The sequence below is a fragment of the Microbacterium sorbitolivorans genome, assembly GCF_003327285.1.
GTDB lineage: Bacteria > Actinomycetota > Actinomycetes > Actinomycetales > Microbacteriaceae > Microbacterium > Microbacterium sorbitolivorans.
Map to the genome: position 1 here is coordinate 56070 of NZ_KZ848478.1, position 25064 is coordinate 81133.

The following is a 25064-nucleotide window of genomic DNA, read 5'->3' on the forward strand; positions in this document are numbered from 1 at the left end:
CTCGGGGATCCTGCCTGAATCCCTCCGATTCTCGTGATTCTTCCGATTCTCGTGCCGCCGAGGCCCTGGTCACGGGGCCCGGGGCCCGGGGCCCGGGACCCGGATCCCGGATCCGTCCCGCACAGCCCCGGCCCGGCCCCGCCGGGTCACCCACCCCGCGAGGTCGCATCGAATTCAGTGAGACCTCGCGAAAAGAGTGCGATCTCGCGGGCGGGCCCAGCCTCGCGGGCGGGCCCAGCCTCGCGGGCGGGCCAGCCTCGCGGCCAAGCACCAGCCCTCACGAGCCGCTCAGCGCGGCGGAATAGGGTGGGAGCGTGAACTCGCGCGCGCTGCGGGCCGGTGGGCCCCTCATCCTTCTGGTCGCCGCAGCGGTCGCACTCGTCGGGACCCTTGTGGTCGGCGGCGGCGCGAACGCGCAGGCCTTGCAGGATCCGGGCGCGCTCGTCCGGTGGGCGCTCCCGTCGACGAAGATGATCGTGAACATCTCGGGTTCGGTGATGTTCGGATCCCTCGTGCTCGCGATCTTCGCGCTCGCGCCGAAGGAGAAGGCGTTCGGATCCGCGCTCGACGCCGCGTCGATCTCGGCCGCGATCTTCACGGTCGCGAGCGGATCCGTGACCTTCCTCACCCTGCTCTCGACGTTCAACCCGCAGCTGTCGCTCGGAAACGAGTTCGGCGAGCAGTTCGGCCGCTTCCTCACCGAGACGGAGGTGGGCCAGGCCTGGGCGCTGCAGACGATCCTGGGTGGCATCGTGTCGGTCGCAGCCTTCGCGGTGCGCGGCTGGCTGACCGTCGCGATCACGGCGGCGCTCGCGGGCGTGAGCCTCATCCCGATGGCGACGCAGAGCCACTCCGGCGGCCTCGAGGATCACCACCTCGCCGTCCTCGCCATCTCGGTGCACATCGTCGGATCGGCGCTGTGGCTGGGCGGCCTCGTCGCGCTCGTCGTCGTGCGCCCGGTCCTGGATCCGGACCGCATGCGCACCGTGCTCGAGCGCTATTCGTCGATCGCGATCGTCGCGTTCGTCGTCGTGGCGCTCTCGGGCCTGTTGCGCTCGGTGCCGTCGTTCCACTCGCTGGGCGAGGTGGTCACGGATCCGTACGGCCTGATCCTGTTGGTGAAGGTCGTGATGTTGGTCGCGATGGGCGCACTCGGCGCCTGGTATCGCCGCGGACTCATCGCGAAGTCGGCCGCGAAGAACGCGATGTTCTGGGCCGTCGTCGCGCTCGAGTTCGTGTTCATGGGCATCGCGTCGGGCGCCGCCGCGGCGCTCGCCCGCACGGCGCCGCCGACGGGTGACGTCGACGCGATCGCCGTGACCCCGGCCGAGTTCCTGAGCGAGCAGCGCCTGCCGCCCGAGCTCACGCCCCTCCGTTGGCTCACCGAGTGGGAGATCGACCCGGTCTGGCTCACCCTCGGTGTCCTCGGCATCTTCTTCTACGCCGCCGGCGCGTGGCGCCTCAGGCGCCGCGGCGACACGTGGCCGATCCACCGCACCGTGCTCTGGATGCTCGGCCTCCTGCTGCTCATCTGGGTCACCTCGGGCCCGCTCAACGCCTACGGCCACTACCTCTTCAGCATGCACATGCTGCTGCACATGCTGCTGGCGATGGCAATCCCGCTCCTGCTCGTCGCGGGTGCGCCCGTGACGCTCGCGGCGCGTGCGATTCGCGCGCGCACCGACGGCACGCGCGGCGGCCGCGAATGGATCCTCTGGATCGTCCACAACCCGCTCGCGAAGGTCCTCACACACCCGTTCGTCGCCGCGGGGCTGTTTATCGGATCCCTGTGGCTGTTCTACTTCACCGGGCTGTTCCGGTGGAGCCTCTACAACCACCTCGGCCACGAGTGGATGGTCGCCCACTTCCTCATCACGGGGTACCTGTTCACGCTGACGCTCGTGGGCATCGACCCCGTGCCGTACCGGCTCCCGCACGCCGGCCGCCTCGTGCTGCTCATCATCACGATGGCGATGCACGCGTTCTTCGGCATCGCGATCATGACGAGCCAGGGCCTGTTCGTCGCCGAGTGGTTCGGCGCCATGGGGCGCACGTGGGGTGCGACGCCGCTCGATGATCAGTACGTCGGCGGCGGTATCGCCTGGTCGATCGGCGAGATCCCGACGCTGATCGCCGCCGTGACAGTGGCGATCCAGTGGAGCCGCAGCGACGAGAAGATCCAGAAGCGCCGCGACCGCCACGCCGACCGCACGGGCGACGCCGAGCTCGAGGCGTACAACGAGCGCCTCCGCAAGCTCGCCGAGCGCGACGCCCAGCTCTAGCGGGGCGCCCCGGCGCGCCCAGCCCGCCGAAAGAACAAGATTTCCCCGAACGCCTACGAAATAACGTATCCGTTCGGGGAAATCTTGTTCTTTCGCGCGACGCGGCGACGCGGCGACGCGGCGACGCGAGCTACACCGCGTCAATCGTGATGTGCACGTCGCCGTCCTCGCGGACGTCGACGTCGGCGACCATCGTGAAGTACACGTCGCGCTCGACGTTGACGAGAGCGCCGGTGAAGTAGTCGTAGACGGTGAGGGTCAGGCGCGCCTTGCCGTTGGCGGGGGCGACCTGCCAGCTGTCGCCGTCGGGCACGAGGCGCGTCATGGGGTAGTCGACGATCTCCCACGCGACGTCGTTCTGCGCGATGCCGAGGTCGCTCACGTCGTTGGGCGCGCCGAAGGGGCAACCGCTCGGGTGCAGCACGGGTTGCGTCGTGCAGGTGCCGTCGAGGAAGTCGTTGACGCTCTTCTGCACGACGTCGACGAGCTCGTCGGTCGGCACGGTCTGCACGTCGAGCGGCACGATGCCGAGCGGGCTCGCCGAGGCGACGGTCGTGGGCGACGCGGTCGTCGCGGCGGTGTCGACGGCGACGGCGTAGTTGCCGGGCGTGAAGGCGAGCATCGAGACAGGCGCGAGCGGATCCGCGTCGGTGCCGTCGGGCGAGATCTGGCGCTTGTCCATCTCGAAGCCGTTGACGCTGAAGCGCCAGGATCCGCGCACCGTGAGGTCGACGACCGACAGCGGCGGCACCTCGAAGCGCCACGAGGGCACGAGGCCGTCGAAGCCGTCGCGCTCGACGCGGAAGGTCATCTGCGCGGCGGATCCGTCGAGCGTGTACGAGAGCTCGACGGCGAAGGATCCGTCGTCGCCGGACTTCTCGTCGACGATCTTCACGTCGTCGATCTCGCTCGTGAGCGTCGCCGACCGCAGCAGGACCTCGGACGCCTGGCCGCGGTGGATGGCGTCGAGGTCGGAGTATTCGGGCGCGACGCCCGGCATCTCCAGGGCGCCCGCGGCGTCGCCGACGGCGAGCCGCTCGATGTAGCGCTCGACGAACGCGCCGGGGCCCCAGAAGGTTCGGTAGAGCCACGCGGATCCGAAGACGATCGCAGCGATCGCGGCGACGCAGAACGCGATCGTGAGGATCCAGCGGATCATGGATCCGCGCGCGGTAGCGCGGGGCGCGGATCCGGAGGTCATGAACTCAGTCTAGGAATGCGAACCTGTGACGGTGGCGGTCAGAGCTAAGTCGTTACACTGAAGGAATGCCCGAACCCGTCCTCTCCTCCGAACAGGAGGCGCTGTTTCGGCTCATCGAAGACACCAACGAGCACGTCTTCGTGACGGGGCGCGCGGGCACCGGCAAGTCGACGCTGCTGCGGCACCTCACGTGGAACACGAAGAAGCAGATCGCGATCTGTGCCCCGACGGGCGTCGCGGCGCTGAACGTCGAGGGCCAGACGATCCACTCGTTGTTCCGCCTACCGATCGGCCTCATCGCCGATAGTGATATTGAGCAGAACGACGCGACGCGCAAGATCCTGAACGCGATCGACACCCTCGTGATCGACGAGATCTCGATGGTGGGCGCCGACCTTATGGACGGCATCGACCGCTCGCTGCGCCAGGCGCGCGCCCGCCGCCGCGAGCCGTTCGGCGGCGTGCAGGTCGTGATGTTCGGGGATCCGTACCAGCTGGCCCCCGTGCCGCCGCGCGGCGACGAGCTGCGTTACGTCAACGATCACTACCGCTCGTTCTGGTTCTTCGACGCGCGCGTGTGGGCGGGCGAGAGCGCCGATGACGGCCTGCTCGACATGGGCCGCCACGGCGCGCACCTGAACATCCGCGAGCTGACGCAGATCCATCGGCAGGACGACGACGCGTTCAAGACGATGCTGAACGCCGTGCGATACGGCCGCGTGACGGCCGATATCGCCGGCAAGCTCAACGCGGCCGGCGCGCGGACGCCGCCGGAGGATCCGGTCGACCCGATCATCACCCTCGCGACCCGCAACGACCGCGTCAACCAGATCAATGCGAAGCACCTCGATGCGCTGCCCGGCAAGGAGCAGACCGCGGTCGCCGACGTGAGCGGCGACTTCGGCCGCGGCGACACGTACCCCGCCGACGAGAACCTCAAGCTGAAGGTCGGCGCGCAGGTCATGTTCCTGCGCAACGACGCCTCTGCGGGCGGCGAGCCTCCGCGCTGGGTCAACGGCACGATCGGCAAGGTTACGAAGATCCTGCCCGATAGCGTGCGCGTCGACGTCGACGGCGAGGAGTACGACGTCGAGCCGGTCGTGTGGGAGAAGTACCGCTACGCCTACGACCCGTTCCAGAAGAAGCTCTCGCGCGAGGTCGCGGCCGAGTTCACGCAGTTCCCGCTGCGGCTGGCGTGGGCCGTCACGATCCACAAGTCGCAGGGCAAGACCTACGATCGCGCGATCGTCGACCTCGGCGCCGGCGCCTTCGCGCCCGGCCAGACGTACGTCGCGCTCTCGCGACTGCGCTCGCTCGACGGCCTCTACCTGTCGCGCCCGCTGCGCCCCCGTGACATCAAGGTCGACGAGGACGTGCGCCGCTTCATGAAGGGCGCGTGGGAGTCGCAGGGCGACCAGATGCGGCCTGATCTCAGCGCGATCCCGGGGGCGGGCGCTTAGACTCGTGGGGTCTGACCTAGGGAGATCCATGCGCCGCATCCTCGGCTTCGCCGCCACGACGCTCGTGGCAACGCTCGCTCTGACTGGCTGCACGGGCGGTTCGACGCCCTCGCCCGAAGAAATCGCGGATCCGCTGCCGTCGGCTCTCGTCGACCAGTTCGTTTCCGCGACGGAGCACGCGCTCGAGGCCGCTGGCGCACCCGGCGCGATCGTCGGAGTGTGGGTGCCGTGGGCCGGCGAGTGGAAGTCGGGCGTCGGCGAGACCGAGCCGGGTAGCGGCGACGAGCCCGACACTGACATGACCTTCCGCGCGGGCACGGTCACGCGCTCGATGACGTGCGACGTGCTCTACGCCATGGACGGCGGATCCGTGCGCATCGACGACCCGATCACCGACTATGTGCCGAGCGTTCCGCAGCTCGACGACGTCACCCTCGGCAGCCTCTGCGACTCGGAGGCGGGCCTGCGTTCGTCTGGTGACCTGAACTGGAACCAGATCCTGCCGAACACGGCGCGCGAGTGGACGCCGCGCGAGTTCGTCTCGTCGGGCCTCGGCTCGGGGCGCACGAGCACCGGATCCTGGAACAACTCCGATACGTCGTACTTCCTGCTGGGCTACGCCCTCGAGAACGCAACGCACACGCCGCTCGCCGAGCTGATCCAGACGTACCTCACGGACCCGGAGAACCTGAAGCACACGGTCCTGCCGGCCTCGAAGGCCGCGACCCCCGGATCCAACGCGCTGCCCGGCTTCTACACGTCGTCGTCGGCGCGCCAGGCGGGCTGCGAGGAGCCGCCGGCCGAGTACACGAAGATCTCGTCGTCGATGGGATACGCCGATAGCGGCATCGTCTCGACGATCGACGACCTCGGTACCTACACCGCGAAGCTCGCGCGCCAGATCGGCGACCTCGAGGATCCGCCCGCGCGCTGGGCCGATTCGATGCCGGTCGACGCCGATGGCGACCAGTGGATCCGCGTCGCCGGCGGCGACCGCTTCTACGGCACCATGGTGGGCCAGGAGGGCTCGATCCTCGGCTACAGCACGGCGACCTACAGCGACATCAACACGGGCGTGACCGTTGCGGTGACGCTCAACAACTCGGCCTCCGGCGGCAACGTCGTGGGCGCGCTCGCCCGCGAGCTCGCGGCCATCGCGATGACCGCCGACGGCAGCCGCAAGCCCGAGGACGCGGCGCTGCCGTGGACGATCGAGCAGGCCCACGACGCCGTCACGGAAGCGGCGGTCTGCCCGGTCTCCTAAACCCGGTTCCCGTCGCGCAAAAGGTCCTTCCCCGGGGTGGGGAAGGACCTTTTGCGCGACCTGAGGCGTATTACGGCACCAGGCGCGCCGCTCCCTTGTCGGCCGACTGCGCGAAGTGCGCGTAGGCGCGGAGCGCGGCGGTCACCTTGCGGGGGCGCGCCTCCTTGGGGCGGTAGCCGCCGGAGTTCTCGAGCGCCTCGCGGCGGCGGATCAGCTCCTCGTCGGACACCTCGAGTTGCAGCTTGCGGGTCGGGATGTCGATCGAGATGATGTCGCCTTCCTCGACGAGCGCGATGACGCCGCCGGCCGCTGCCTCGGGCGAGACGTGACCGATCGAGAGGCCCGAGGTGCCGCCGGAGAAGCGGCCATCGGTGATGAGGGCGCAGGCCTTGCCGAGTCCGCGTCCCTTGAGGAACGAGGTCGGGTAGAGCATCTCCTGCATGCCGGGGCCGCCCTTGGGGCCCTCGTAGCGGATGACGACGACGTCGCCCTCCTTGACCTCCTTGTTGAGGATGCGCTGCACCGCCTCGTCCTGCGACTCGCAGACGATAGCGGGGCCCGAGAAGGTCCAGATCGACTCGTCGACGCCGGCGGTCTTGACGACCGCGCCGTCGACGGCGATGTTGCCGCGCAGCACGCCGAGGCCGCCGTCCTTCGAGTAGGCGTGGGCGATGTCGCGAATGCAACCTGTCTCGGCATCGGTGTCGAGCGTGGCCCACCGCTCAGACTGAGAGAACGCGGTCGACGAACGCCTACCGCCGGGGGCAGCGTGCCATAGGTCTTCAGACTCGGCCGAGGCCTTGCCTCCGCGGATATCCCACTCATCGAGCCAGTCGCCGAGATTGGTCGAGTGCACGGTGTGGACGTCGTCGTGCAGCATGCCGCCGCGGCGCAGCTCGCCCAGCAGTGCGGGGATGCCACCGGCACGGTGCACGTCCTCCATGTAATAGGTGCGGCCGTTCGCGACGTTCGGCGCGACCTTCGCGAGGCAGGGAACGCGGCGCGAGACCGCGTCGATCTCGTTAAGGCCGAAGTCGACGCCCGCCTCGTGGGCGGCGGCGAGCAGGTGCAGGATCGTGTTCGTGGATCCGCCCATCGCGATGTCGAGGGCCATCGCGTTCTCGAACGCCTTCGGCGTCGCGATCTCGCGGGGGAGGACCGAGTAGTCGTCCTCCTCGTAGTGGCGCTTCGTGATGTCGACGATCAGCTTGCCGGCGTTCTCGTACAGCGCGCGGCGGGCGGTGTGGGTCGCGAGCACGGATCCGTTACCCGGCAGCGAGAGGCCGATGGCCTCGGTGAGGCAGTTCATCGAGTTGGCGGTGAACATGCCCGAGCACGAACCGCAGGTCGGGCAGGCCGACTCTTCGATGCGCTGGATGTCGGCGTCGGAGACGTTCTCGTTGACGGCCTCGCTGATCGCGTCGACGAGGTCGAGCGAGCGGACGGTGCCGTCGACGAGGGTCGCGCGGCCGGCCTCCATGGGGCCGCCGGAGACGAAGACCGTCGGGATGTTGAGGCGGAGGGCCGCCAGCAGCATGCCGGGGGTGATCTTGTCGCAGTTCGAGATGCAGATAAGCGCGTCGGCGCAGTGCGCGTTGACCATGTACTCGACGGAGTCGGCGATGATGTCGCGCGAGGGCAGCGAATAGAGCATGCCGTCGTGGCCCATCGCGATGCCGTCGTCGACGGCGATCGTGTTGAACTCACGGGCGATGCCGCCCGCCTTCTCGATCGCCTCGGAGACGATGCGGCCCACGGGCGCGAGGTGCGTGTGGCCCGGTACGAACTCGGTGAACGAGTTCGAGACGGCGATGATGGGCTTGCGGCCGATCGACATGCCGTCGACGCCGGATGCGCGCATCAGCGCGCGCGCGCCGGCCATGTTGCGTCCGTGGGTGACTGTGCGTGAGCGATAACTGGGCATGATGCTATTGTGCCTCTCTTCTCGCGTGAGAAATGCACTCTGGGCGATGGGGTTGGTACGAGTAGTGCGGGTACTATCGACGCATGATCCAGCCGCGCACGCCCCGCCGTCAGGAGCTCGGCGACTTCCTGGCCGCGCGCCGGCGTTCCGCCTCGCGCGCCGAGCTCGGCCTGCCGCGCCACGCGCGGCGCGGCGACGCGGGCCTCAGCCGCGAGGACGTCGCGACGCTCGCGGGCGTGAGCGCCTCCTGGTACACCTGGCTCGAGCAGGGCCGCGACATCAACGTGTCGCGCCAGGTGCTGAACGCGGTCACCCGGGTGCTGCGGCTGAGCGACGACGAGGCCGCGTACGTCGCGGGCCTCGCCGAGCGGGGTGCGGATCCGGTGGAGCTGCGCGAGAGCGTGCCGGCTCACCTGCAGCGGTTGGTCGATGCGCTCGAGTTTCCGTCGTTCGTCGTGACGACCGAGTGGGCGATTGTGGGGTGGAATGCGGCATACGAATGGCTATACCCGCGGATCTCCTCGCTGGAGCCGGCCGACCGCAACCTGCTGTATCTCGTTTATACGGATCCGCAGCTGCGCGAGATGCTGCCCGATTGGGAGCAAGACTCGCGCCGCTTCCTCGCGGAGTTCCGCGCCGAGGCCGGCGTGCGGCTCGCGGGCCCGCGCCACAGCGCCGTCGTTGAGCGGTTGCGCGCATCGAACCCCGACTTCGACTCGCACTGGTCTGAGCTTGGCATCTCGCGCTTCTCGTCGCGCCGGCGCGTGTTCCGCCACCGCGACGAGGGGCTTATCGAGTTCGAGCACCACCGGCTCGTGCCGTCGGACGCGACGGATCTGCACGTCGTGATGTACGTACCGATGCCGTAGCGCGGCGCCCTGCCGTGACGGCGACGTAGCGGCCGGGGCGGTGGTTGAGCGCGATGATGAGGTTCATCGTGACGACGCCGAGGGCCGAGGCGAGCAGTACCTGCCACGTCGAGATCGCGAGCGATGCCAGGACGACGCACGCGTCGCCGACCATCATCGTGTAACCGGCACGCCAGCCCAGCTTGTCCTGCAGGATGAGGCCGACGATGTTGAACCCACCCATGCTGGCGCCGTGCCGGAAGAGCACAATGACGCCCACCGACGCGACGACGGATCCGGTGACCGCCGCGTAGAAGGGGTTGAGTTCGATGTCGCCGATCGTGCCGATGCCAGGCAGGGCGTGGAACGACGCGAACGCCGAGACGAGCCCGATCGCGAGGGCGCTGCGCAAGACGAAACCCCAGCCCTTGCCGCGGATCGCGAGCGCGAAGAACGGCAGGTTGATCACGACGAACCACACGCCGAAGGGGATCGGCGTCGTGTAGTCGAGCAGCAGGGTGAGGCCCGCCGTGCCGCCCGTGACGACCCCGCCGGCGCGCAGCAGGAATAGGCCGATCGAGACCACGATGGTGCCGCAGAGGATCCCGAGCACGTCGTCGAGTACGGAGTGCTGAGGGGCGGGATGGGGAACGGGGATGTCGGTGGCCACGTCATCGATCTTGCGATGCGGAGATCGGTATGCGCAACTCGGCTTCGTGAGGCTGATCAATATGCGCGATCGATGGCACCTCTGAATAGCATGATGCACCCGCGCCACTTTCTCCGCGGATCCATCGGTCGAATCGATTGCGCGTCGGGCGCGGCTCTGATTGAATGATCTCAACCATTAAATTCGATGAGGAAATCAATATGGCACTTCGCATCATCCACGTCGGGCTGGGCGGCTGGGGCGGCAACTGGGCCCGCACCGTCATTCCCGCAGTCGCCGAGGTCGAACTGGTCGCGGCGGTAGACCCCCACGAGCCCACGCGCCTCGCCGTCGGAGAGGACGTCGGCTTCCCGGCGAGCATCGGCTACGCGTCGCTGACCGAGGCGCTCGACGCCGTCGAGGCCGACGCCGTCGTCATCACCTCGCCCGCCGTCACGCACGTTCCGCTCGCGCTCGAGGCGCTCGATCGCGGGCTGCACGTGCTCGTCGAGAAGCCCTTCGCCAACGCGGTCGAGGAGGCGCTCGTGGCGACGCAGCGCGCCGAGGATCTCGGCCTCGTGCTGCAGGTCAGCCAGAACTACCGCTTCTTCCCGGCCCCGCGCGCCGTGCGCTCGCTACTCGCGCAGAAGGCGATCGGCGAGGTCTCGGCGATCAGCGTCGACTTCCGCCGATGGGACAACGACCTGCCGAAGGCCGAACACCCGCACTACGCGTTCCCGCACCCCATGATCAACGACATGGCGATCCACCACTTCGACATGCTGCGCATGATCACGGGCCAGGAGGCCGTGTCGGTCTTCGCGAAGACGTCGGATCCGTCGTTCAGCAAGTACGACGAGGAGGCGTCGGCAGTCTTCATCATCGAGCTCGAGTCGGGCGTTCTCGTGAGTTACCGCGGCAGCTGGCTGAGCCGCGGCAAGCCCACCGCCTGGGCGGGAGAGTGGCGCATCGACGGCGAGGAGGGCGAGCTGCAGTTCACCAGCCGCGCCGACGGCCCGAACAACGTCGACGGTGATAGCGTCTCGATCCTGCGCGCGGGCGAGGACGACGCCGAGAGCGTCGACCTCGAAGACATGGACCTCGTCGAGCGTGCCGCGGGCCTTCGCGCCTTCGCGGCGTCGGCCGCCGGCGGCCCCGCGCCAGAGAGCACGGGCCGCGACAACCTCGGCAGCCTCGCCCTCATGGAGGCCGCCGCGCGTTCGGCCGCCTCGGGCAAGGTCGAGGCGGTGAAGATCCCGTGACCCTCCGAGTGCTCGTCTGGAACGAGAACAAGCACGAGTCGCGCGGCGACGCGCACGTCAACGAGCTCTACCCCGAGGGGATCCACGGCGCGATCGCCGAGGGCCTCCGCGGCCTGCTCGGCGACGAGGCCGTCGTGAACACGGCGACGCTGCAGGAACCCGAGCACGGCCTCACGCAGGAGGTGCTCGATCACACCGACGTGCTGCTCTGGTGGGGTCACATCGGTCACGACGAGGTCGCCGACGAGGTCGTCGACCGCGTCTACCGCCGCGTGCACGAGGGCATGGGCCTCATCGTGCTGCACTCCGGTCACTACTCGAAGATCTTCACGCGACTTATGGGCACGACGTGCTCGTTGAAGTGGCGCGGCGACGGCGAGCGCGAGCTCGTCTGGACCGTGGATCCGCGGCACCCGATCGCGGCCGGCGTGCCGAGCCCGATCGTGATCCCGGAGCAGGAGATGTATGGCGAGTTCTTCGATATCCCCGAGCCCGACGAGCTCGTGTTCATCTCGAACTTCGCGGGCGGCGAGGTGTTCCGCTCCGGCGTCACCTATCGTCGCGGCAACGGGCGGGTGTTCTACTTCTCGCCCGGCGACCAGGAGTTCCCCGTCTACCACCAGCCCGAGATTCGCCGGGTGCTCGCGAACGGCGTGCGCTGGGCGGCACCGGTGGCGGACAACCTGCCGCTGACGGCCGACTACCACGCCACCGGCTGGTTCGAGCAGTAACACCGCGACCGCCCCCGGGGCATGTCCCAGTTGTGGTGGGAATGGCGCCCTCATTCCCGCACAAAGTGGGACATGCTTCGGGCCGTGTCCCACTTGTGGCCGGAATGGCACCCCTATTCCCGCACAAAGTGGGACACGATCCAGACCATGTCCCACTTGAAGCTGGAATGCCGCTACGCCGCCAGTCGCCTCGCCGCCAGCAGCGGGACCGAGACCTCGCGCGCCGCGAGCCGCGCCGTCGCGAGGGCCCCGTGCGTGACGGCCTCGGCCCCGAGGGGCGACGCGACGACCTGGGGCGCCGGCAGGTGTAGCTCGTCGGGAACGTAGCGCCGCGTCGCCTCGAGCACGGGCTCGATCGCGTCGGCGAACGACCCGCAGACGACCACGCGCTCGGGGTCGTACATGCTCCCGAGCACGCCGATGATGCGGGCGAGCATCTCGCCGACGCCGTCGGCGACGCGGAGCGCGTCCGGATCCCCGTCGGCGGCGAGCCGCAGGATCTCGCGCGCGTTGGCGGATCCGCCCGCGAGCGGGCTGCTCGGCGCGACGGATCCGTCGTCGACGAGCGCGCGGGCGCCGCGCTCGAGCGCCGAACGCAGCCCGCCGGTCGAGGTGACGCCGACGACGCGGTCGAAGACGATGCTCTCGCCGACGCCGCCGTGCGCGCCGTGCAGCACGTGGCCGTCGACGACGACGCCGCCGCCGAAGCGTTCTCCCGCGAGGAGGGCTACGTAGTCGCTGGATCCGGTGGCGGCCCCGTCCGCGCCCTCGGCGATCGCCGCCATGGTGGCGTCGTTCTTGACGTCGGCGGCGGGCGCCCAGTCGCGCAGGGCCGCGATGAGGCCTGGGTTCGTGCGCTCCCAGAAACCCTCGCGGTGGGGCGGCGAGACGCCGTCGCGGTCGACGGGCGCCGCGACGCCAGCGCAGATCGCGAGGACTTTTTCGCGGGGCGTGCCCGCGTCGTCGAGGGCGAGCTGCAGGGTCTGGAGGATGGTCGCGAGGCGGTTAGTCGGCGAAGCGACCGGATCCAGATCCGCGCGGCGCAGCGCGAGGCTCGTGAGCGCGAGGTCGGCAACCTCGACGGCGAGGTGGGCGTGGCCGGCGTCGATGCCGACGATGACGCCGAGGTCTTCCGCGAGCGCGAAACGGCGCGCGGGGCGACCCGCGCGATAGCTACCGGCGGCGCGGGCGTTCGGGAGCTCGTCGAGCACGCGGGCCTCGACGAGGGTGTCGATCGCGTCGATCGCGGTCGACCGCGTCACACCGGTGTGCGCCATCATGTCGGTCGCGGTGAACTCGGTCGCCGTCCACGCGAAATCGAGGGCCGCGCCGACGCTGGCGCGGCCCGTTCCGAGATCCGGGGAGATATCTGCCATGGGGCTTGACTCCTTCTCGAGATTGATGCAATAGTAGCCTCATAACCAATAGATTCGATCAGTAAATTTACTCGGTCGGATGTACCCGCCGGAAGGACGATGGTGTCTGAAAGATGGTTCGAATGAAGAGGGCGCGCATCACGCGAATCGCCGCGGCAGCGCTAGGGCGTGTCTCATAAACATCGTTGGCTCCAGGCGATCACCGCGTTGAGCACCACCGCGGCGCGGAAGACAACCGCGAGCTTGTCGTAGCGAGTCGCCAGCCCCCGCCATTGCTTGACGTCGCAGAAGCGCCGCTCCACGACGTTACGTCCCTTGTAGTCGACCGCGTCGAATCCAGGCGGTCGCCCTCCGCGCGACCCGCGTCGTTTCCGGTGCGCCTGCTGGTCGCGCGGTTGCGGGATCACGGCGCGGATGCCGCGGTCGCGCAAGTGACTGCGGATCGCTCGTGAGGAATACGCCTTGTCGCCACGGACCGCGTCCGGGCGCGTGCGCGGACGCCCGACCTGCCGCGCGACCCGAAGCCTGGACAACAGTGGCAGCAACGCGGGCGCGTCGCCAGACTGGCCGGGTGCGACCGCGATCACCAGGGGGAGGCCGTGGTCGTCGACGAGCTGGTGGATCTTCGTCGACAGTCCGCCGCGGGAGCGTCCGATCGCGTGATCAGGCGGCTCGACGGCCGGATTCGTGTAATTCGATCCAGCCCCCTGTGAGGCGCGTGAGGTTGGTCGCGTGCTGATGCGCACGAGCAATCGTGGAGTCCACCGATACCGTCCAGCCGATCTTCCCGTCCTGGTCTGCCGCAGCGAGCAGTCTCTGATGGATCCGGTCCCAGGTGCCGTCGCCGGCGAGGTTGCGATGCCATCGCCACACCGTCTGCCAGGGGCCGAACTCCCGCGGCAGATCGCGCCACGCGATCCCGCACCGATACCGATAGATGATGCCCTCCACGATCATCCGCGCGTCCGAGAACGGGCGACCCTGGCGGCCCGTCCGGGACGGGAGGAACGGCGCGATCAACGCCCACTGATCATCCGAGAGGAGCTGGAAACGCGACACCCCTTCAGAGTTTCAGCCAGACCACTCAACCTTTATGAGACACGCCCTAGGCCTCGCGGTCGTGGGCACGGGGCTTGCCGCGTGCTCGAGCGATGGCCCCGAGCACATCCGCTTCACCTTCAGCAAGCGTGAGGCGATCGACCTCATGACCGACATGGTGAACGAGTACAACGCGTCGCAAGACGACGTGGTCGTCGAGCTCGACACCTCGGGCGTCGACGTCGTCTCGGCGAGCTTCGTGCGCGGCAATCCGCCCGACATCATGCTCGCGAACTACAACTACGAGACGGCGCGCTTCGTGCAGCGGTGCGCCCTCACCGATTTGTCCGACACCGAGGCGGCCGCGGGCGTGCGCGATGACCTGCAGCCGATGATGGATCAGTACGGCACCTGCGAGGGACGCCAGAGCGCCCTGCCGTACTCGATCATGGCCGAGTCGGTCATCTACAACAAGACGATGTTCGCCGAGAATGGCGTCGAGGTGCCGACGACGTGGGACGAGCTGATCGCGGCCGCCGACAAGCTCCAGGCCGCCGGCGTCACGCCGTTTTACGCGACGCTCAAGGACGACTGGACGGTCGGCCAGGGCTGGTACGACTACTCGATCGGCGGATCCGTCGACGTGCTGCAGTTCTTCGACACGCTCGCCGCCGAGGGTACCGAGGTCGGCCCCGACTCGGAGGTCTCGTTCGAGAAGGACTTCGCGGAGCCGCTCGAGCGCATGACGACGCTCATCGACACCTACACGAACGCCGACGCCTCGAACCGCGCCTACAACGACGGCAACCGCGCGTTCGCGCTCGGCGAGGGCGCGATGTACCTGCAGGGCCCGTGGGCGTTCAGCGAGATCGCGAAGACCGACCCGGATCTCGACCTCGGCACCTTCCCGCTGCCGATGACGAACGACCCCGACGACCTGAAGGTGCGCATCAACGTCGACCTGGCCGCCATCATTCCCGAGGGCTCGAAGCACCAGGAGGCCGCGCGCGACTTCCTCGAGTACCTCTACCAGCCCGAGAACATCGAGGCCTACAACGCCTCGCAGCTCGGCTTCGTGCCGCTCGACGGCGCCCCGAACCCCGACGACCCGCGCCTCGAGGGAATGATCGAATACTACGAGGCCGGCAAGACGTACCAGGGCCCGAGCGTGCTCGTGCCGAAGACGATCCCCGTGATGAACTACGCGCAGGGCATCGCCCTCGGCGGGGATCCGAAGACCACGCTCCGCACCATGGACGCCGACTGGGCGCGGCTCGCGTTCCGCGCCCCGGCCCCCAGCTCAGCCGACGAGACGAAGGAGTCCGCAGAATGAGCACGACCGAAACGATCGTCACCCCCGGCAAGGGCCCGCGTCACCGCGTGCTCGGCCGGGTGGCCAAGCGGCGCGTCGAGCCGATCTACTATGTCTTCCTCATCCCGACGCTGATCCTGTTCACGCTCGCGATCACGGTTCCGGCAATCACCGGCATCGTGTTCAGCTTCACCGACTCGATCGGCATCGGCACGTGGAGCTTCAACGGGCTCACGAACTACATCGCGATGATGAGCGACCCCGCGATCCTGCAGAGCTACCTGTTCACCTTCGGTTTCTCGATCGCGACGGTCATCGTCGTGAACGTCGTCGCGTTCCTTCTCGCGGTGGGCCTCACGGCGCGGATCCGCTTCCGCACGGCGCTGCGCACGATCTTCGTGATCCCGATGGTCATCTCGGGCATCATCATCGCGTACGTCTTCAACTTCCTCTTCTCGAACTCCGTTCCCGCGGTCGGTAACGCGTTCGGGATCGGGTGGCTGAAGGACAGCCTGCTGTCGAACCCGGATCTCGCTTGGGTCGCGATCGTCGCCGTGACGGCCTGGCAAGCGATCCCCGGCACCCTGCTGATCTACATCGCCGGGCTCCTCTCGGTTCCCGGTGACGTGTACGAGGCCGCCGACATCGACGGAGCGAATCGCTTCCAGCAGCTCACCCGCATCACCTTGCCGCTCGTCGCGGGCTACGTCGTGATCAACATGATCCTCGGCTTCAAGAACTTCCTGAACGCCTACGACATCATCGTCGGCCTCACCAACGGCGGTCCCGGCACGGCGACGCGAAGCGTCGCGATGACGATCATCGCGGGCTTTAACGGCGGCGACTACTCCTACCAGATGGCGAACGCGACGATCTTCTTCATCGTCGCCGTGATCATCTCGCTCCTCCAGCTCTCGCTGACCCGCGGAAGGAACACGTTCTGATGAGTACCCAGGCGATGCCTCACGAAGACGTGAACGCCACCCGCGCGCTCACGACGACGCGCCCCGGAAAGCGCGCGCCGCGGATCCGCATGGAGCGGGTCAACTGGACCACGACGATCATTCTGATCGCGTGCACTCTGACGGTGCTCGTGCCGCTGTATGTCACGGTGTCGATGGCGTTCAAGTCGACGAACCAGGCCGTTGACGGCAAGGCCTTCGCGTGGCCCCAGCCGTTCAGCATCGAGGGCTTCGTGGAGGCGTGGCGGCTCACGGACTTCCCCGTCGCCGCACTCATCTCGCTTCTCGTGACGGCCGGCACCGTCATTGCGACGATCCTGCTCGCCGCCTTCTCGTCGTACGCGATCGTGCGCAACTGGGACCGCCGCGTGTTCCGTTGGTCGTTCTTCTACCTGCTCGCGGCCATGTTCGTGCCGTTCCCCGTCGTCGCGCTGCCGCAGATCCAGCTGACCGGCCGCCTGCACCTCGATAACCCCGGCGGCGTGATCATCCTCGCCACGATGTTCCAGCTGAGCTTCAGCGTTCTGCTCTTCACGGCGTTCCTGCGGTCGATCCCGCTCGAGCTCGAAGAAAGCGCCCGCATCGATGGTGCGTCGACGTGGCAGACCTTCTGGCGGATTATCTTCCCGCTCCTTGCCCCGATGAGCGCCACCGTCGGCATCTTCGCCTTCCTCTACGCGTGGAACGACTTCATGATGCCGTCGCTCATCATCTCGGATCCGACGTTGCAGACCCTCCCGGTCCGGCAGAACCTGTTCCAGAACCAGTTCAGCAACAACTACAACGTCTCGTTCGCGTCGTACCTCATGGCGATGGCCCCCGCGATTGTCGCCTACCTGTTCACCCAGCGCTGGGTGATCGCGGGCGTCACCCAGGGCGCCGTCAAGGGCTGACACACCGAATCTACTCTCGTAAGGAGCCTCTGAATTTATGACAGACCACAACACGGGCGAGTGGTGGCGCCAGGCCGCTGTTTACCAGATCTACCCCCGCAGCTTCGCCGATGCGAACGGCGATGGCGTCGGTGACATCCCGGGCATCGTCTCGCGCACCGAGTACCTCGCCGAGCTCGGCATCGACGCCGTCTGGCTGAGCCCGTTCTATCCGTCGGCGCTCGCCGACGGCGGATACGACGTCGCCGACTACCGCAATGTGGATCCGCGGCTCGGCACGCTCGACGACTTCGACCGCATGGTCGACGCGCTTCATACCCACGGGATCCGTGTCGTCGTCGACATCGTGCCGAACCACACCTCGGATCAGCACGAGTGGTTCCAGGAGGCGCTCGCCGCGGGGCGTGGATCCGCCGCCCGCGACCGCTACATCTTCCGCGAGGGCACCGGCCCTGACGGATCCCTGCCCCCGACCGACTGGGTATCGGTCTTCGGCGGATCCGCGTGGGAGCGGGTCGCCGACGGGCAGTGGTACTTCCATAACTTCGCGGTCGAGCAGCCCGACCTCAACTGGTCGAACCCCGAGGTGCGCGCCGACTTCCTGACGACGCTGCGTTTCTGGTCGGACCGCGGGGTCGACGGCTTCCGCATCGACGTCGCGCACATGCTGACGAAGGACCTCTCGGAGCCGCTGCCGAGCCGCGCCGAGCTCGACGCGATGCCCCAAGACGGCGCGCATCCGCTGCTTGACCGCGACGACGTGCACGAGGTCTACGCCGAATGGCGCAAGGTCTTCAACTCGTACGACCCGCCCCGCACCGCCGTCGCAGAGGCGTGGGTGACCACGCCGGAGCGCCGCGCGAAGTATGCCTCGGCGACGAGCCTCGGCCAGGCCTTCAACTTCGACCTGCTCGAGGCCGACTTCGACGCGGTCTCGTTCCGCCGCATCATCGCCGACAACCTCGCGCAGGCGCAGGCAACCGGATCCTCGACGACCTGGGTGCTCTCGAACCACGACGTCACCCGCCACGCGACGCGCTACGGCCTCGCCCCGCTGAACGGCCGGGCCGAGAAACAGGGCGTGGAGTGGGTGCGCGCGGGCGGCCCCGCCGACCAGCTCGACCGCGAGACGGGCCTCCGCCGCGCGCACGCTGCGACGATGCTCCTCCTCGGCCTCCCCGGCAGTACCTACCTGTACCAGGGTGAGGAGCTCGGCCTGCATGAGGTCGCCGAGATCGCCGACGATGAGCGTCAGGATCCGGCGTTCTTCCGGGGCGGCGAGGTCGACGGCCTCGGCCGCGACGGCTGCCGCGTGCCGCTGCCGTGGACAGCCGAGGGTGAATCGTTCGGCTTCGGCGCGGGCGGCGCCCACCTGCCGCAGCCCGCGTGGTTCGCGAGCTCGGCGGTCGAGGTCGAGGCGGCGGATCCGTCGTCGACGCTCTCTCTCTACCGTCGCGCGCTCGGGCTGCGCCGCGAGTTGCAGACGGGTGAGACCCTCGAGTGGATCGAGACCGGCCGCGACGACGTGCTGCGCTTCCGTCGGCCGAACGGGTGGGAGGTCGTGGCGAACTTCGGCAGGGATCCGTTCGATCTCGGATCCGGCGCGGACCGGATCGTGCTCGGCTCGGCGCCCGGCGGCCGCCTGCCCGGCGAGACCACGGTGTGGATCGCGCCTGAGGCCTGACCGGAAATAGGTCCCTCCCCGAGCGGGGAGGGACCTTTTCGCTTTACAGGCGCCGGATCGACTCGCGCTCGATGAGTGGCATGGGCACGAGCTCGTGGCAGAGCTCGCGCGCGCCCAGTACCATCTCGGCGCCGATCGCGCCGATCTCGGGGTAGGGCAGCCGCGCCGTTGTGAGGCCGGGGCGCATGTAGCTCGCGAGCACCTCGTCGTCGAACGAGATGAGCGAGACGTCGTCGGGGATCCGGAGCCCGCGCTCGGAGAGCACCTGCGCGGTTCCGAAGGCGACCGCGTCGTTCGCGGCGAGGATCGCGGTGAGATCCGGGCGCCGGTCGAGCATGCGCCGCGCCGCGTCGTAGCCGAACTGCGGGTTCCAATCTTCGATCTCGACGCGCTCGGGCGCGAGGCCCGCCTCGGCGAAGGCCTCGGCGATGCCGGCGAAGCGCAGGCCGATCGTCGCGCTGCGTCGCGGGTTCGTCAGGACGTCGTCGGGCAGGTCGCCGATCATGCCGATGCGGCGGTGGCCGGCCTCGATCAGGCGCCGCGCGACGGCATAGCCCGCGGCGTGCTCGTCGGGCAGAACGCTCGGGTGATCGGCGGATGAACGCCCATTCACGATCACCACGGGAACCTTGATGTCGGTCTCGGGCAGGTCGATCATGCGCGCGCCCAACAGGCCGATGAGGATGCCGTCGACGCGGTGGTCGATCATCGTCTCGAACGCCTCGGCGAGCGCGCCCTCCTCGCCGTTCGTCTCGGAAATCAGCACGGTGTGGTCGTGCGCCTTGGCTACTCCGAGCGCGCCGCCGAGCAGGTCGGAGGCCTCGCGCGTCAGCGTGACCCGGTCCGAGATGAACCCGATGGCGCGGGTGCGCCCGCGCCGCAGTGCGAGGGCAGCGGGGTTTGGGCGGTAGTTGAGCTCGGCGGCGGCGCGGCGCACGCGCTCGAAGGCGTCGGCCGAGAGGCGGGAGCCCGGGCGGTTGTTGAGGATCATGCTGACGGCGGCCTTCGAGACGCCCGCGCGCTCGGCAACATCTGCCAGCGTGGTGCGGCGGCCAGCTTGTGGCGACATGATCCCCCTCGATCCGGTCCGGTGCTGAATTGGTTCAGCGCTCTTCCCATCCTCGTCGATTTCATGCTACTTTGCCATTGCTGAATCCGTTCAGCACTTTTGGCGGTCGGGCACAGGGGCCCGGCCGAGGCAACGAATCGGAGCAACATCGTGGTTGAACTGAGCCGGAGGGCGGCGCTCGCCCTCCTGGGCATCGGCGCCGTCGGCACGGCGCTCTCGTGGCCGCGGCTGACGGGATCCGACATCCCCGGCCGTCGCGACGACGCCCTCACCGTCGCGCTCTTCGGAACGCAGCAGGACGCCGACGCGCGCCGCTCGCTCGTCGAGGGTTTCCAGCGGATCCATCCCGACATCAAGGTGCGCATCGTCGCGATCCAGGGGCAGGACTGGAGCAACTTCTTCGCGAAAATCCTCACGATGGTCGCGGCCGGCAACCCGCCGGACGTCGTCTCGGTCGCGACCGAAGGCACGCAGCTCTTCGCCGAGCGCCTGGCGTACCCGATCGACGAGTTTGTGACGCGCGACGCGGCCGAGCTGCAGGAGTACTTCTCCGACGTGCACCCGTCGCTCATCGAGTCGTTCATGTACCAGGGCAGCCTCTTCCAGCTGCCTGACAACTTCAACGCCGCAAACGTGTACTACAACACCTCGGCGTTCGAGCGCGCGGGCATCGAGCGGCCGGCCGATAACTGGACGGTCGACGACTTCCTCCGCATCGGCCGCACGATGCGCGACAAGTCGGAGGGCAACTTCCTCTCGTACTTCTGGAACAACCGCCTCTGGGGCGGCGTCGTGCCGTGGCTGTACATCAACGACACGAGCTTCCTCACGGAGGAGAAGTCGACCGGCGGCGACTGGCTGTGGAACAAGTTCTACCCGGGACAGCCGACCCGCAGCGGCGGCTTCCTCTGGCAAAACGCCGACGTGCTGAACGACCGCGCTGTCGAGAGCTTCGAGCTGCTGCAGCAGATGGTGGAGGAGGGCATCGCCGCGAACCCTGCGCAGGGCGGCGGCAACGAGCTCGTCTCGCTCTTCTCCCGCGGATCCGTCGGAATGACCCCCGCGGGCGGGTTCTGGGTTCAGGGGCTCGCCGATGCGGGCTTCGCGAACGACGAGTACGACGTGACCTACTTCCCGAAGATGCGCGGCCAGCGCCACCAGTTCGGCGCCGGCGGCAACGCCATCATGCGCACCTCGGAGCGCAAGGACGAGGCCTGGGAGTGGCTCAAGTACTGCATCAGCGTCGAGGGCATGTCGCTGGCACACACGAAGCCCGACTCGTCGCTGCCGCGCCGCTCGCTCAACACCGAGCTGTACGGGGCGGGCGTCGGCCCGAAGCACTGGAACGTCTTCTACGACACCCTCGAGAAGTTCCCCGACACCGCGCCGATGCCGGCCCCGCCGCAGCAGGCGGCCGTCGAGTCGGCCCTCATCAAGAACGTCACCGCCGCCATCACGAACGGGCCGAACGGTGTGCGCCGCGGGCTCGAGACGATGCAGCGCGACCTCGAACTGGCGTTGAAGGGAAACTCATGAGTGCCACCGCGCCCAACAGCACCCGCGTCGTCGTCCTGCCGAAGGGCACGGATCCGGCCGCGCACGCCCGGCGCTCGCGCCGCAGCAGCCGCCTGCTCATCTGGGTGTTTCTCGCGCCGACCCTGATCGGGCTCGGCCTGTTCAACTTCGTGCCGATCCTCGGATCCCTGCTCCTCGCCTTCTTCCGCTGGGACGTCATCGAGGCCCCCGAGTTCGTGGGGCTCGATAACTTCGCCGAGCTGGCGATGGATCCGACGGTGCGGATCTCGTTCCTCAACACGATCGGCTTCGTGATCGTCGCGGTGTGCCTGCAGCTCGCCGTCGCGCTGTTCCTCGCCGTGCTGGTGCAGTCGGCGATGCCGAACTGGCTACGCACCGTCTTCCGCTCGGCGCTGTTCTTCCCGCTCGTGCTGTCGGCGGCCTCGGTGTCGCTGATCATGGCCTACCTGTTCAACCAGGAGTTCGGCCTCGTCAACGAGATGCTCGGCTGGATCGGCGTCTCGAAGATCGGCTGGCTGACGACCGGCTTCGGCGCCAAGATCGTCGTGCTGCTCGTCTACGTATGGCAGAACTTCGGCTTCACCTTCCTGATCTTCCTCGGCGGCGTCTCCGCGATTCCGCGCGAGGTGTACGAGGCGTCGTCGCTCGACGGCGCGACCGGGTGGCGCCAGTTCCGCATGATCACGCTGCCGCTCGTCAGTCCGACGACCCTCGTGGCGTCGGTCATGGCGATCATCAACGCGCTGCAGATCTTCGACCAGCCGTTCGTGCTCACGCGCGGCGGCCCCGGCGACTCCACGCGCACGGCCGTCATGGTGATCTACGAATCGGCCTTCCAGAATCTCGAGTTCGGCCTCGCGTCGGCGATCGGGATCGTGCTGACGGTGCTCATCATCCTGGTGACGCTCGTGCAGTTCCAGCTCAGCAAGCGCTTCGTGTTCTACGGATGAGGTCGACGATGTCCATCACCACAGCGGAACCCCGCACGCCCCGGCTGCGCCTCGCGGCCGTCGGAAAGTTCACCGTCCTCGGCATCGCCGCGTTCTTCACGATCGCGCCCGTCGTCTGGACCCTCTACACGGCCCTCACCCCGACCGATATCGACACGCAGCAGCGCTCGTTGGGCTTCGCGGCCTTCGCCGATGTCTTCACCCAGATCCCCGTCTGGCTCTACACGTGGAACAGCGCCCTCGTGACGCTGCTGATCGCGGCCGCACAGATGCTCTCGTCGGCCATGGCCGGATACGTCTTCGCGCGCTTCGAGTTCCGCGGCAAGAAGTGGATCTTCGCCCTGATCCTCGCCACCATGATGGTGCCGATGCAGGTGACGATCGTGCCGGTCTTCATGCTCATCCGCGGCATGGGGCTCGCCGACACGCTTCTCGCGCTCATCGTCCCGATGATCCCGACGGCGTTCGGAACCTTCCTCATGCGCCAGTACTTCATGGGGCTTCCGGATGAGCTGGCCGAGGCCGCCGAGATCGACGGCGCCGGGCCGTGGCGCGTGTTCTTCAGCGTCTACCTGCCGCTCGCGGGGCCGAGCCTCGCGATCGTCGGCATCCTCGCGTTCAACTTCCACTGGAACGAGTTCTTCCGGCCGCTGATCCTCACGATCAGCGAGCAGAACTTCACGCTGCCGCTCGGCCTCGTCACGCTCCAGGGCAACCTCGGCACCGGATCCGTCGCGACGGTGCTCGCGGGTGTCGTGCTCTCGATGATCCCCGCCGTGCTCGTCTTCGTCTTCGGGCAGAAGCCGCTGCGCGAGGGCCTCGCCGCCGGAATCGGCAAATGACCTCCTCCACGAAAGGATCCGCTGCAATCATGATTACCGACCGCAGCTTCCCGGCCCTGCACCCGCGCCCCGCACAGGGATGGGTGAACGACCCGAACGGCATCCAGCAGGTCGACGGCCGCTGGCACCTGTTCTTCCAGTACAACCCCGACTCGGCCCGCCACGCGAACATCACGTGGGGCCACGTCAGCTCGACCGACCTCGTGCGCTGGGACGAGCACCCCATCGCGCTCCGCCCCCAGGCGGGCGGCCCGGATGCGGCCGGCTGCTTCAGCGGCGTCGGCGCCGTGGTCGACGGCGCCCCGACGGTCATCTACTCGGGCATCGTCGGGCACGACGGGTTCTCGACGGTCGTCGTCGAACGCGGATCCGCCGACGCCCTCGGCTGGGAGCAGACGGGGCACGTCGCCGCGGGGCTTCCGTCGGATCCGCGCGTCACGATGGTGCGCGATCCCTTCCTCTTCGAGGTTGGCGGCCTCCGCTGGGCGCTCCAGGGCGCGAGCCTGTCGGGCGAGGAGCCGGCGCTACTGCTCTACGGCGCCGACGACATCGACGCGTGGGAGGAGCACGGCGTCTTCCTGACCGAGAGCGACGTCGAGGGCCTCCCCTCGTGCGACGGGTGGGAGTGCCCTCAGCTCGTGCGCGTCGGCGACGACTGGATCCTCATGGTCTCGATCTGGGACAACGGGGGCGGGTTCGGAAGCCGCCCCCGCGTCGGATACGTCGTCGGCTCGCTCGAGATCGGCGAGGCCGGCCTGCCAGTGTTCTCGGGCCGAGCGGCCGGATCCGTCGACCTGGGATCGAGCTTCTACGCGCCCCAGGCGGTGCAGGCCGAAGACCCCGAGCGCGTGCTGGTGTGGGGCTGGGCTCAGGAGACCCGCCCGCAGGAGGAGAGCGACGCGGCCGGCTGGTCGGGCCTGCTCACCTTCCCCAGGGAGCTGCGCGTGCACGGCGACGAGATCGAGCTCGCCCCCGCACGCGAGCTCGAGGCGCTCCGCGCCGGATCCGCCGACCCGGCCTCGCTGCCGGACCAGGCGGAGGTCGTCCTCGCCGGATCCGGTGCCGCGGCCCTGCGCCTCGGCGGCGACGTCGTCTGGGAGGGGGAGATCGACGGCGAGGCGCGGATCCTCATCGACGGCTCGATCGTCGAGGTGCACCTGACGGGCGGAGCCACCTACACCGAGCGCGCCTACCCGGTGGGGGACGCAGCGTATTCGGTCTCGCCCGTCGACGGCGTGCGCGTCGAGGCATACGTGCTGGCGCTCGCGTAGCCGGTCGATCGCGGCCCTACACCCTCGGTGCGGGGCCGCGATCGCGACACGCCCGGTGTGGGCTCCGTTTGCTGGGGCCCCGGGATCCGCGTAATGTAATCCCTTGTCGCCGCCAAGCGGTGAGGTTGAGCCGACAGGCTCCCATCCCAAGACAGCGACACGAAACATAGCTCTTCTTAATAGAAGGCGGTGATTCGGAAGAGATTCTCTTCAGGTTTCATTCAGAATGAGCCGGTAAGTTTATCTCTTGTCGCCGAAACGAGAAATCGTCTAAAGCGGCACAGTGAAGTTGCCCCGGAGGGCTCGCCTTGATTGGTGAGGGCCGGGTGCGTCTGATCCTTGAGAACTCAACAGCGTGCACTTGTCAAATGCCAATATGTCCTCGGGCTAGGGGTAACCCTAGTTTTGAGAGATTCCTTTGGATCAATTTGATGTCAGTTGACATTACTTTTGGTCAGTTTCAAACTCGCAGCTCACACGTTTTCCCGTGTGGGTGTGCATTTTTTCTTT

The 25064-nt window shown here is 68.2% G+C and carries 20 protein-coding genes; 14 read left to right on the forward strand and 6 right to left on the reverse strand.

Translation table 11 applies throughout. From position 1 onward, the window contains the following. The first annotated feature begins 314 nt into the window (after positions 1-314). Positions 315-2282: a bifunctional copper resistance protein CopD/cytochrome c oxidase assembly protein gene (locus tag DTO57_RS14000; RefSeq protein WP_114118876.1), complete on the forward strand. Its 1968-nt coding sequence runs from the start codon at positions 315-317 to the stop codon at positions 2280-2282. Between the two features lie 130 nt (positions 2283-2412). Here DTO57_RS14000 and DTO57_RS14005 read toward each other — a convergent pair whose 3' ends face one another. After that, positions 2413-3483 carry a hypothetical protein gene (locus DTO57_RS14005; RefSeq protein ID WP_114118878.1) on the reverse strand — a complete coding sequence of 357 codons (1071 nt, stop codon included), beginning with the start codon at positions 3481-3483 and terminating at the stop codon, positions 2413-2415. 65 nt (positions 3484-3548) lie between these two features. Between DTO57_RS14005 and DTO57_RS14010 the strand changes: the two genes are divergently transcribed. Both DTO57_RS14010 and DTO57_RS14015 read left to right on the forward strand, forming a co-directional pair. Then, positions 3549-4943: an ATP-dependent DNA helicase gene (locus tag DTO57_RS14010; RefSeq protein ID WP_114118880.1), complete on the forward strand. Its 1395-nt coding sequence runs from the start codon at positions 3549-3551 to the stop codon at positions 4941-4943. Between the two features lie 28 nt (positions 4944-4971). Then, on the forward strand, positions 4972-6207 hold the full coding sequence (locus DTO57_RS14015; protein WP_114118882.1) for a serine hydrolase domain-containing protein: 1236 nt from the start codon (positions 4972-4974) through the stop codon (positions 6205-6207). A gap of 70 nt (positions 6208-6277) precedes the next feature. Here DTO57_RS14015 and ilvD read toward each other — a convergent pair whose 3' ends face one another. Next, the gene (gene ilvD / locus DTO57_RS14020) at positions 6278-8131 is read right to left on the reverse strand and encodes a dihydroxy-acid dehydratase (protein WP_114118883.1); all 1854 of its coding nucleotides are present in this window, start codon (positions 8129-8131) and stop codon (positions 6278-6280) included. Between the two features lie 83 nt (positions 8132-8214). Here ilvD and DTO57_RS14025 point away from each other — a divergent pair, with 83 nt between their 5' ends. Continuing rightward, on the forward strand, positions 8215-9000 hold the full coding sequence (locus tag DTO57_RS14025) for a helix-turn-helix transcriptional regulator (protein ID WP_114118884.1): 786 nt from the start codon (positions 8215-8217) through the stop codon (positions 8998-9000). Here the strand turns inward: DTO57_RS14025 and DTO57_RS14030 are convergent. After that, complete coding sequence (locus DTO57_RS14030; RefSeq protein ID WP_229730663.1) at positions 8921-9649, reverse strand: YitT family protein; 729 nt, start codon at positions 9647-9649, stop codon at positions 8921-8923. The genes DTO57_RS14025 and DTO57_RS14030 overlap by 80 nt on opposite strands. 200 nt (positions 9650-9849) lie before the next feature. On the opposite strand from DTO57_RS14030, the gene DTO57_RS14035 reads away from it, so the two are divergent. Together DTO57_RS14035 and DTO57_RS14040 are read left to right on the forward strand one after the other, a co-directional pair. Further along, the gene (locus DTO57_RS14035; RefSeq protein WP_114118886.1) at positions 9850-10890 is read left to right on the forward strand and encodes a Gfo/Idh/MocA family protein; all 1041 of its coding nucleotides are present in this window, start codon (positions 9850-9852) and stop codon (positions 10888-10890) included. Then, the gene (locus DTO57_RS14040) at positions 10887-11621 is read left to right on the forward strand and encodes a ThuA domain-containing protein (RefSeq protein ID WP_114118887.1); all 735 of its coding nucleotides are present in this window, start codon (positions 10887-10889) and stop codon (positions 11619-11621) included. Before DTO57_RS14035 ends, DTO57_RS14040 begins: the two co-directional genes overlap by 4 nt. Before the next feature lie 173 nt (positions 11622-11794). Here DTO57_RS14040 and DTO57_RS14045 read toward each other — a convergent pair whose 3' ends face one another. Together DTO57_RS14045 and DTO57_RS14050 are read right to left on the reverse strand one after the other, a co-directional pair. Continuing rightward, positions 11795-12997, reverse strand: coding sequence for an ROK family protein (locus DTO57_RS14045; RefSeq protein WP_114118889.1), 1203 nt, complete (start codon positions 12995-12997; stop codon positions 11795-11797). Between the two features lie 173 nt (positions 12998-13170). Then, positions 13171-14056, reverse strand: a protein-coding gene (locus tag DTO57_RS14050) for an IS5 family transposase (protein WP_114118890.1) whose coding sequence is annotated in 2 segments (ribosomal slippage) — positions 13171-13704 and positions 13706-14056 — 885 coding nt in all. Because the reading frame shifts where the segments join, the coding sequence is not laid out codon by codon here. A 34-nt stretch (positions 14057-14090) separates the two neighbouring features. Here DTO57_RS14050 and DTO57_RS14055 point away from each other — a divergent pair. From DTO57_RS14055 to DTO57_RS14070, 4 genes are read left to right on the forward strand one after another with little or no spacing between them, the layout of a single operon-like run. Continuing rightward, the gene (locus DTO57_RS14055) at positions 14091-15368 is read left to right on the forward strand and encodes an ABC transporter substrate-binding protein (RefSeq protein WP_114118892.1); all 1278 of its coding nucleotides are present in this window, start codon (positions 14091-14093) and stop codon (positions 15366-15368) included. Further along, a complete protein-coding gene (locus DTO57_RS14060; RefSeq protein WP_114118894.1) occupies positions 15365-16291 on the forward strand; it encodes a carbohydrate ABC transporter permease in 927 nt (308 codons plus the stop codon). The genes DTO57_RS14055 and DTO57_RS14060 overlap by 4 nt, the downstream gene beginning before the upstream one ends. After that, positions 16291-17202 (forward strand): carbohydrate ABC transporter permease, encoded by a 912-nt coding sequence (locus DTO57_RS14065; protein ID WP_187346636.1) that lies wholly within the window; start codon positions 16291-16293, stop codon positions 17200-17202. Before DTO57_RS14060 ends, DTO57_RS14065 begins: the two co-directional genes overlap by 1 nt. Before the next feature lie 37 nt (positions 17203-17239). Continuing rightward, entirely contained in the window at positions 17240-18886 is a 1647-nt protein-coding gene (locus DTO57_RS14070; protein ID WP_114118896.1) for a glycoside hydrolase family 13 protein, read from the forward strand. A gap of 43 nt (positions 18887-18929) precedes the next feature. Here DTO57_RS14070 and DTO57_RS14075 read toward each other — a convergent pair whose 3' ends face one another. Next, positions 18930-19955 (reverse strand): LacI family DNA-binding transcriptional regulator, encoded by a 1026-nt coding sequence (locus DTO57_RS14075; RefSeq protein WP_114118898.1) that lies wholly within the window; start codon positions 19953-19955, stop codon positions 18930-18932. A 150-nt stretch (positions 19956-20105) separates the two neighbouring features. Between DTO57_RS14075 and DTO57_RS14080 the strand changes: the two genes are divergently transcribed. The 4 genes from DTO57_RS14080 to DTO57_RS14095 are packed head-to-tail and all read left to right on the forward strand — an operon-like array spanning position 20106 to position 24554. Continuing rightward, entirely contained in the window at positions 20106-21491 is a 1386-nt protein-coding gene (locus DTO57_RS14080) for an ABC transporter substrate-binding protein (protein ID WP_114118900.1), read from the forward strand. Beyond that, entirely contained in the window at positions 21488-22441 is a 954-nt protein-coding gene (locus DTO57_RS14085; protein ID WP_114118901.1) for a carbohydrate ABC transporter permease, read from the forward strand. Before DTO57_RS14080 ends, DTO57_RS14085 begins: the two co-directional genes overlap by 4 nt. An 8-nt stretch (positions 22442-22449) precedes the next feature. Then, the gene (locus DTO57_RS14090; protein WP_187346637.1) at positions 22450-23283 is read left to right on the forward strand and encodes a carbohydrate ABC transporter permease; all 834 of its coding nucleotides are present in this window, start codon (positions 22450-22452) and stop codon (positions 23281-23283) included. A 29-nt stretch (positions 23284-23312) separates the two neighbouring features. After that, entirely contained in the window at positions 23313-24554 is a 1242-nt protein-coding gene (locus DTO57_RS14095; RefSeq protein ID WP_229730661.1) for a glycoside hydrolase family 32 protein, read from the forward strand. The last annotated feature ends 510 nt before the right edge of the window (positions 24555-25064 follow it).

Coding starts and splice junctions, on each gene's coding strand:
- DTO57_RS14005 (WP_114118878.1), bottom strand. CDS start 3,483: ATGACCTCCGGATCCGCGCCCCGCGCTACCGCGCGCGGATCCATGATC.
- DTO57_RS14010 (WP_114118880.1), top strand. CDS start 3,549: ATGCCCGAACCCGTCCTCTCCTCCGAACAGGAGGCGCTGTTTCGGCTC.
- DTO57_RS14015 (WP_114118882.1), top strand. CDS start 4,972: ATGCGCCGCATCCTCGGCTTCGCCGCCACGACGCTCGTGGCAACGCTC.
- ilvD (WP_114118883.1), bottom strand. CDS start 8,131: ATGCCCAGTTATCGCTCACGCACAGTCACCCACGGACGCAACATGGCC.
- DTO57_RS14025 (WP_114118884.1), top strand. CDS start 8,215: ATGATCCAGCCGCGCACGCCCCGCCGTCAGGAGCTCGGCGACTTCCTG.
- DTO57_RS14035 (WP_114118886.1), top strand. CDS start 9,850: ATGGCACTTCGCATCATCCACGTCGGGCTGGGCGGCTGGGGCGGCAAC.
- DTO57_RS14045 (WP_114118889.1), bottom strand. CDS start 12,997: ATGGCAGATATCTCCCCGGATCTCGGAACGGGCCGCGCCAGCGTCGGC.
- DTO57_RS14055 (WP_114118892.1), top strand. CDS start 14,091: ATGAGACACGCCCTAGGCCTCGCGGTCGTGGGCACGGGGCTTGCCGCG.
- DTO57_RS14060 (WP_114118894.1), top strand. CDS start 15,365: ATGAGCACGACCGAAACGATCGTCACCCCCGGCAAGGGCCCGCGTCAC.
- DTO57_RS14065 (WP_187346636.1), top strand. CDS start 16,291: ATGAGTACCCAGGCGATGCCTCACGAAGACGTGAACGCCACCCGCGCG.
- DTO57_RS14070 (WP_114118896.1), top strand. CDS start 17,240: ATGACAGACCACAACACGGGCGAGTGGTGGCGCCAGGCCGCTGTTTAC.
- DTO57_RS14075 (WP_114118898.1), bottom strand. CDS start 19,955: ATGTCGCCACAAGCTGGCCGCCGCACCACGCTGGCAGATGTTGCCGAG.
- DTO57_RS14085 (WP_114118901.1), top strand. CDS start 21,488: ATGAGTGCCACCGCGCCCAACAGCACCCGCGTCGTCGTCCTGCCGAAG.
- DTO57_RS14090 (WP_187346637.1), top strand. CDS start 22,450: ATGTCCATCACCACAGCGGAACCCCGCACGCCCCGGCTGCGCCTCGCG.
- DTO57_RS14095 (WP_229730661.1), top strand. CDS start 23,313: ATGATTACCGACCGCAGCTTCCCGGCCCTGCACCCGCGCCCCGCACAG.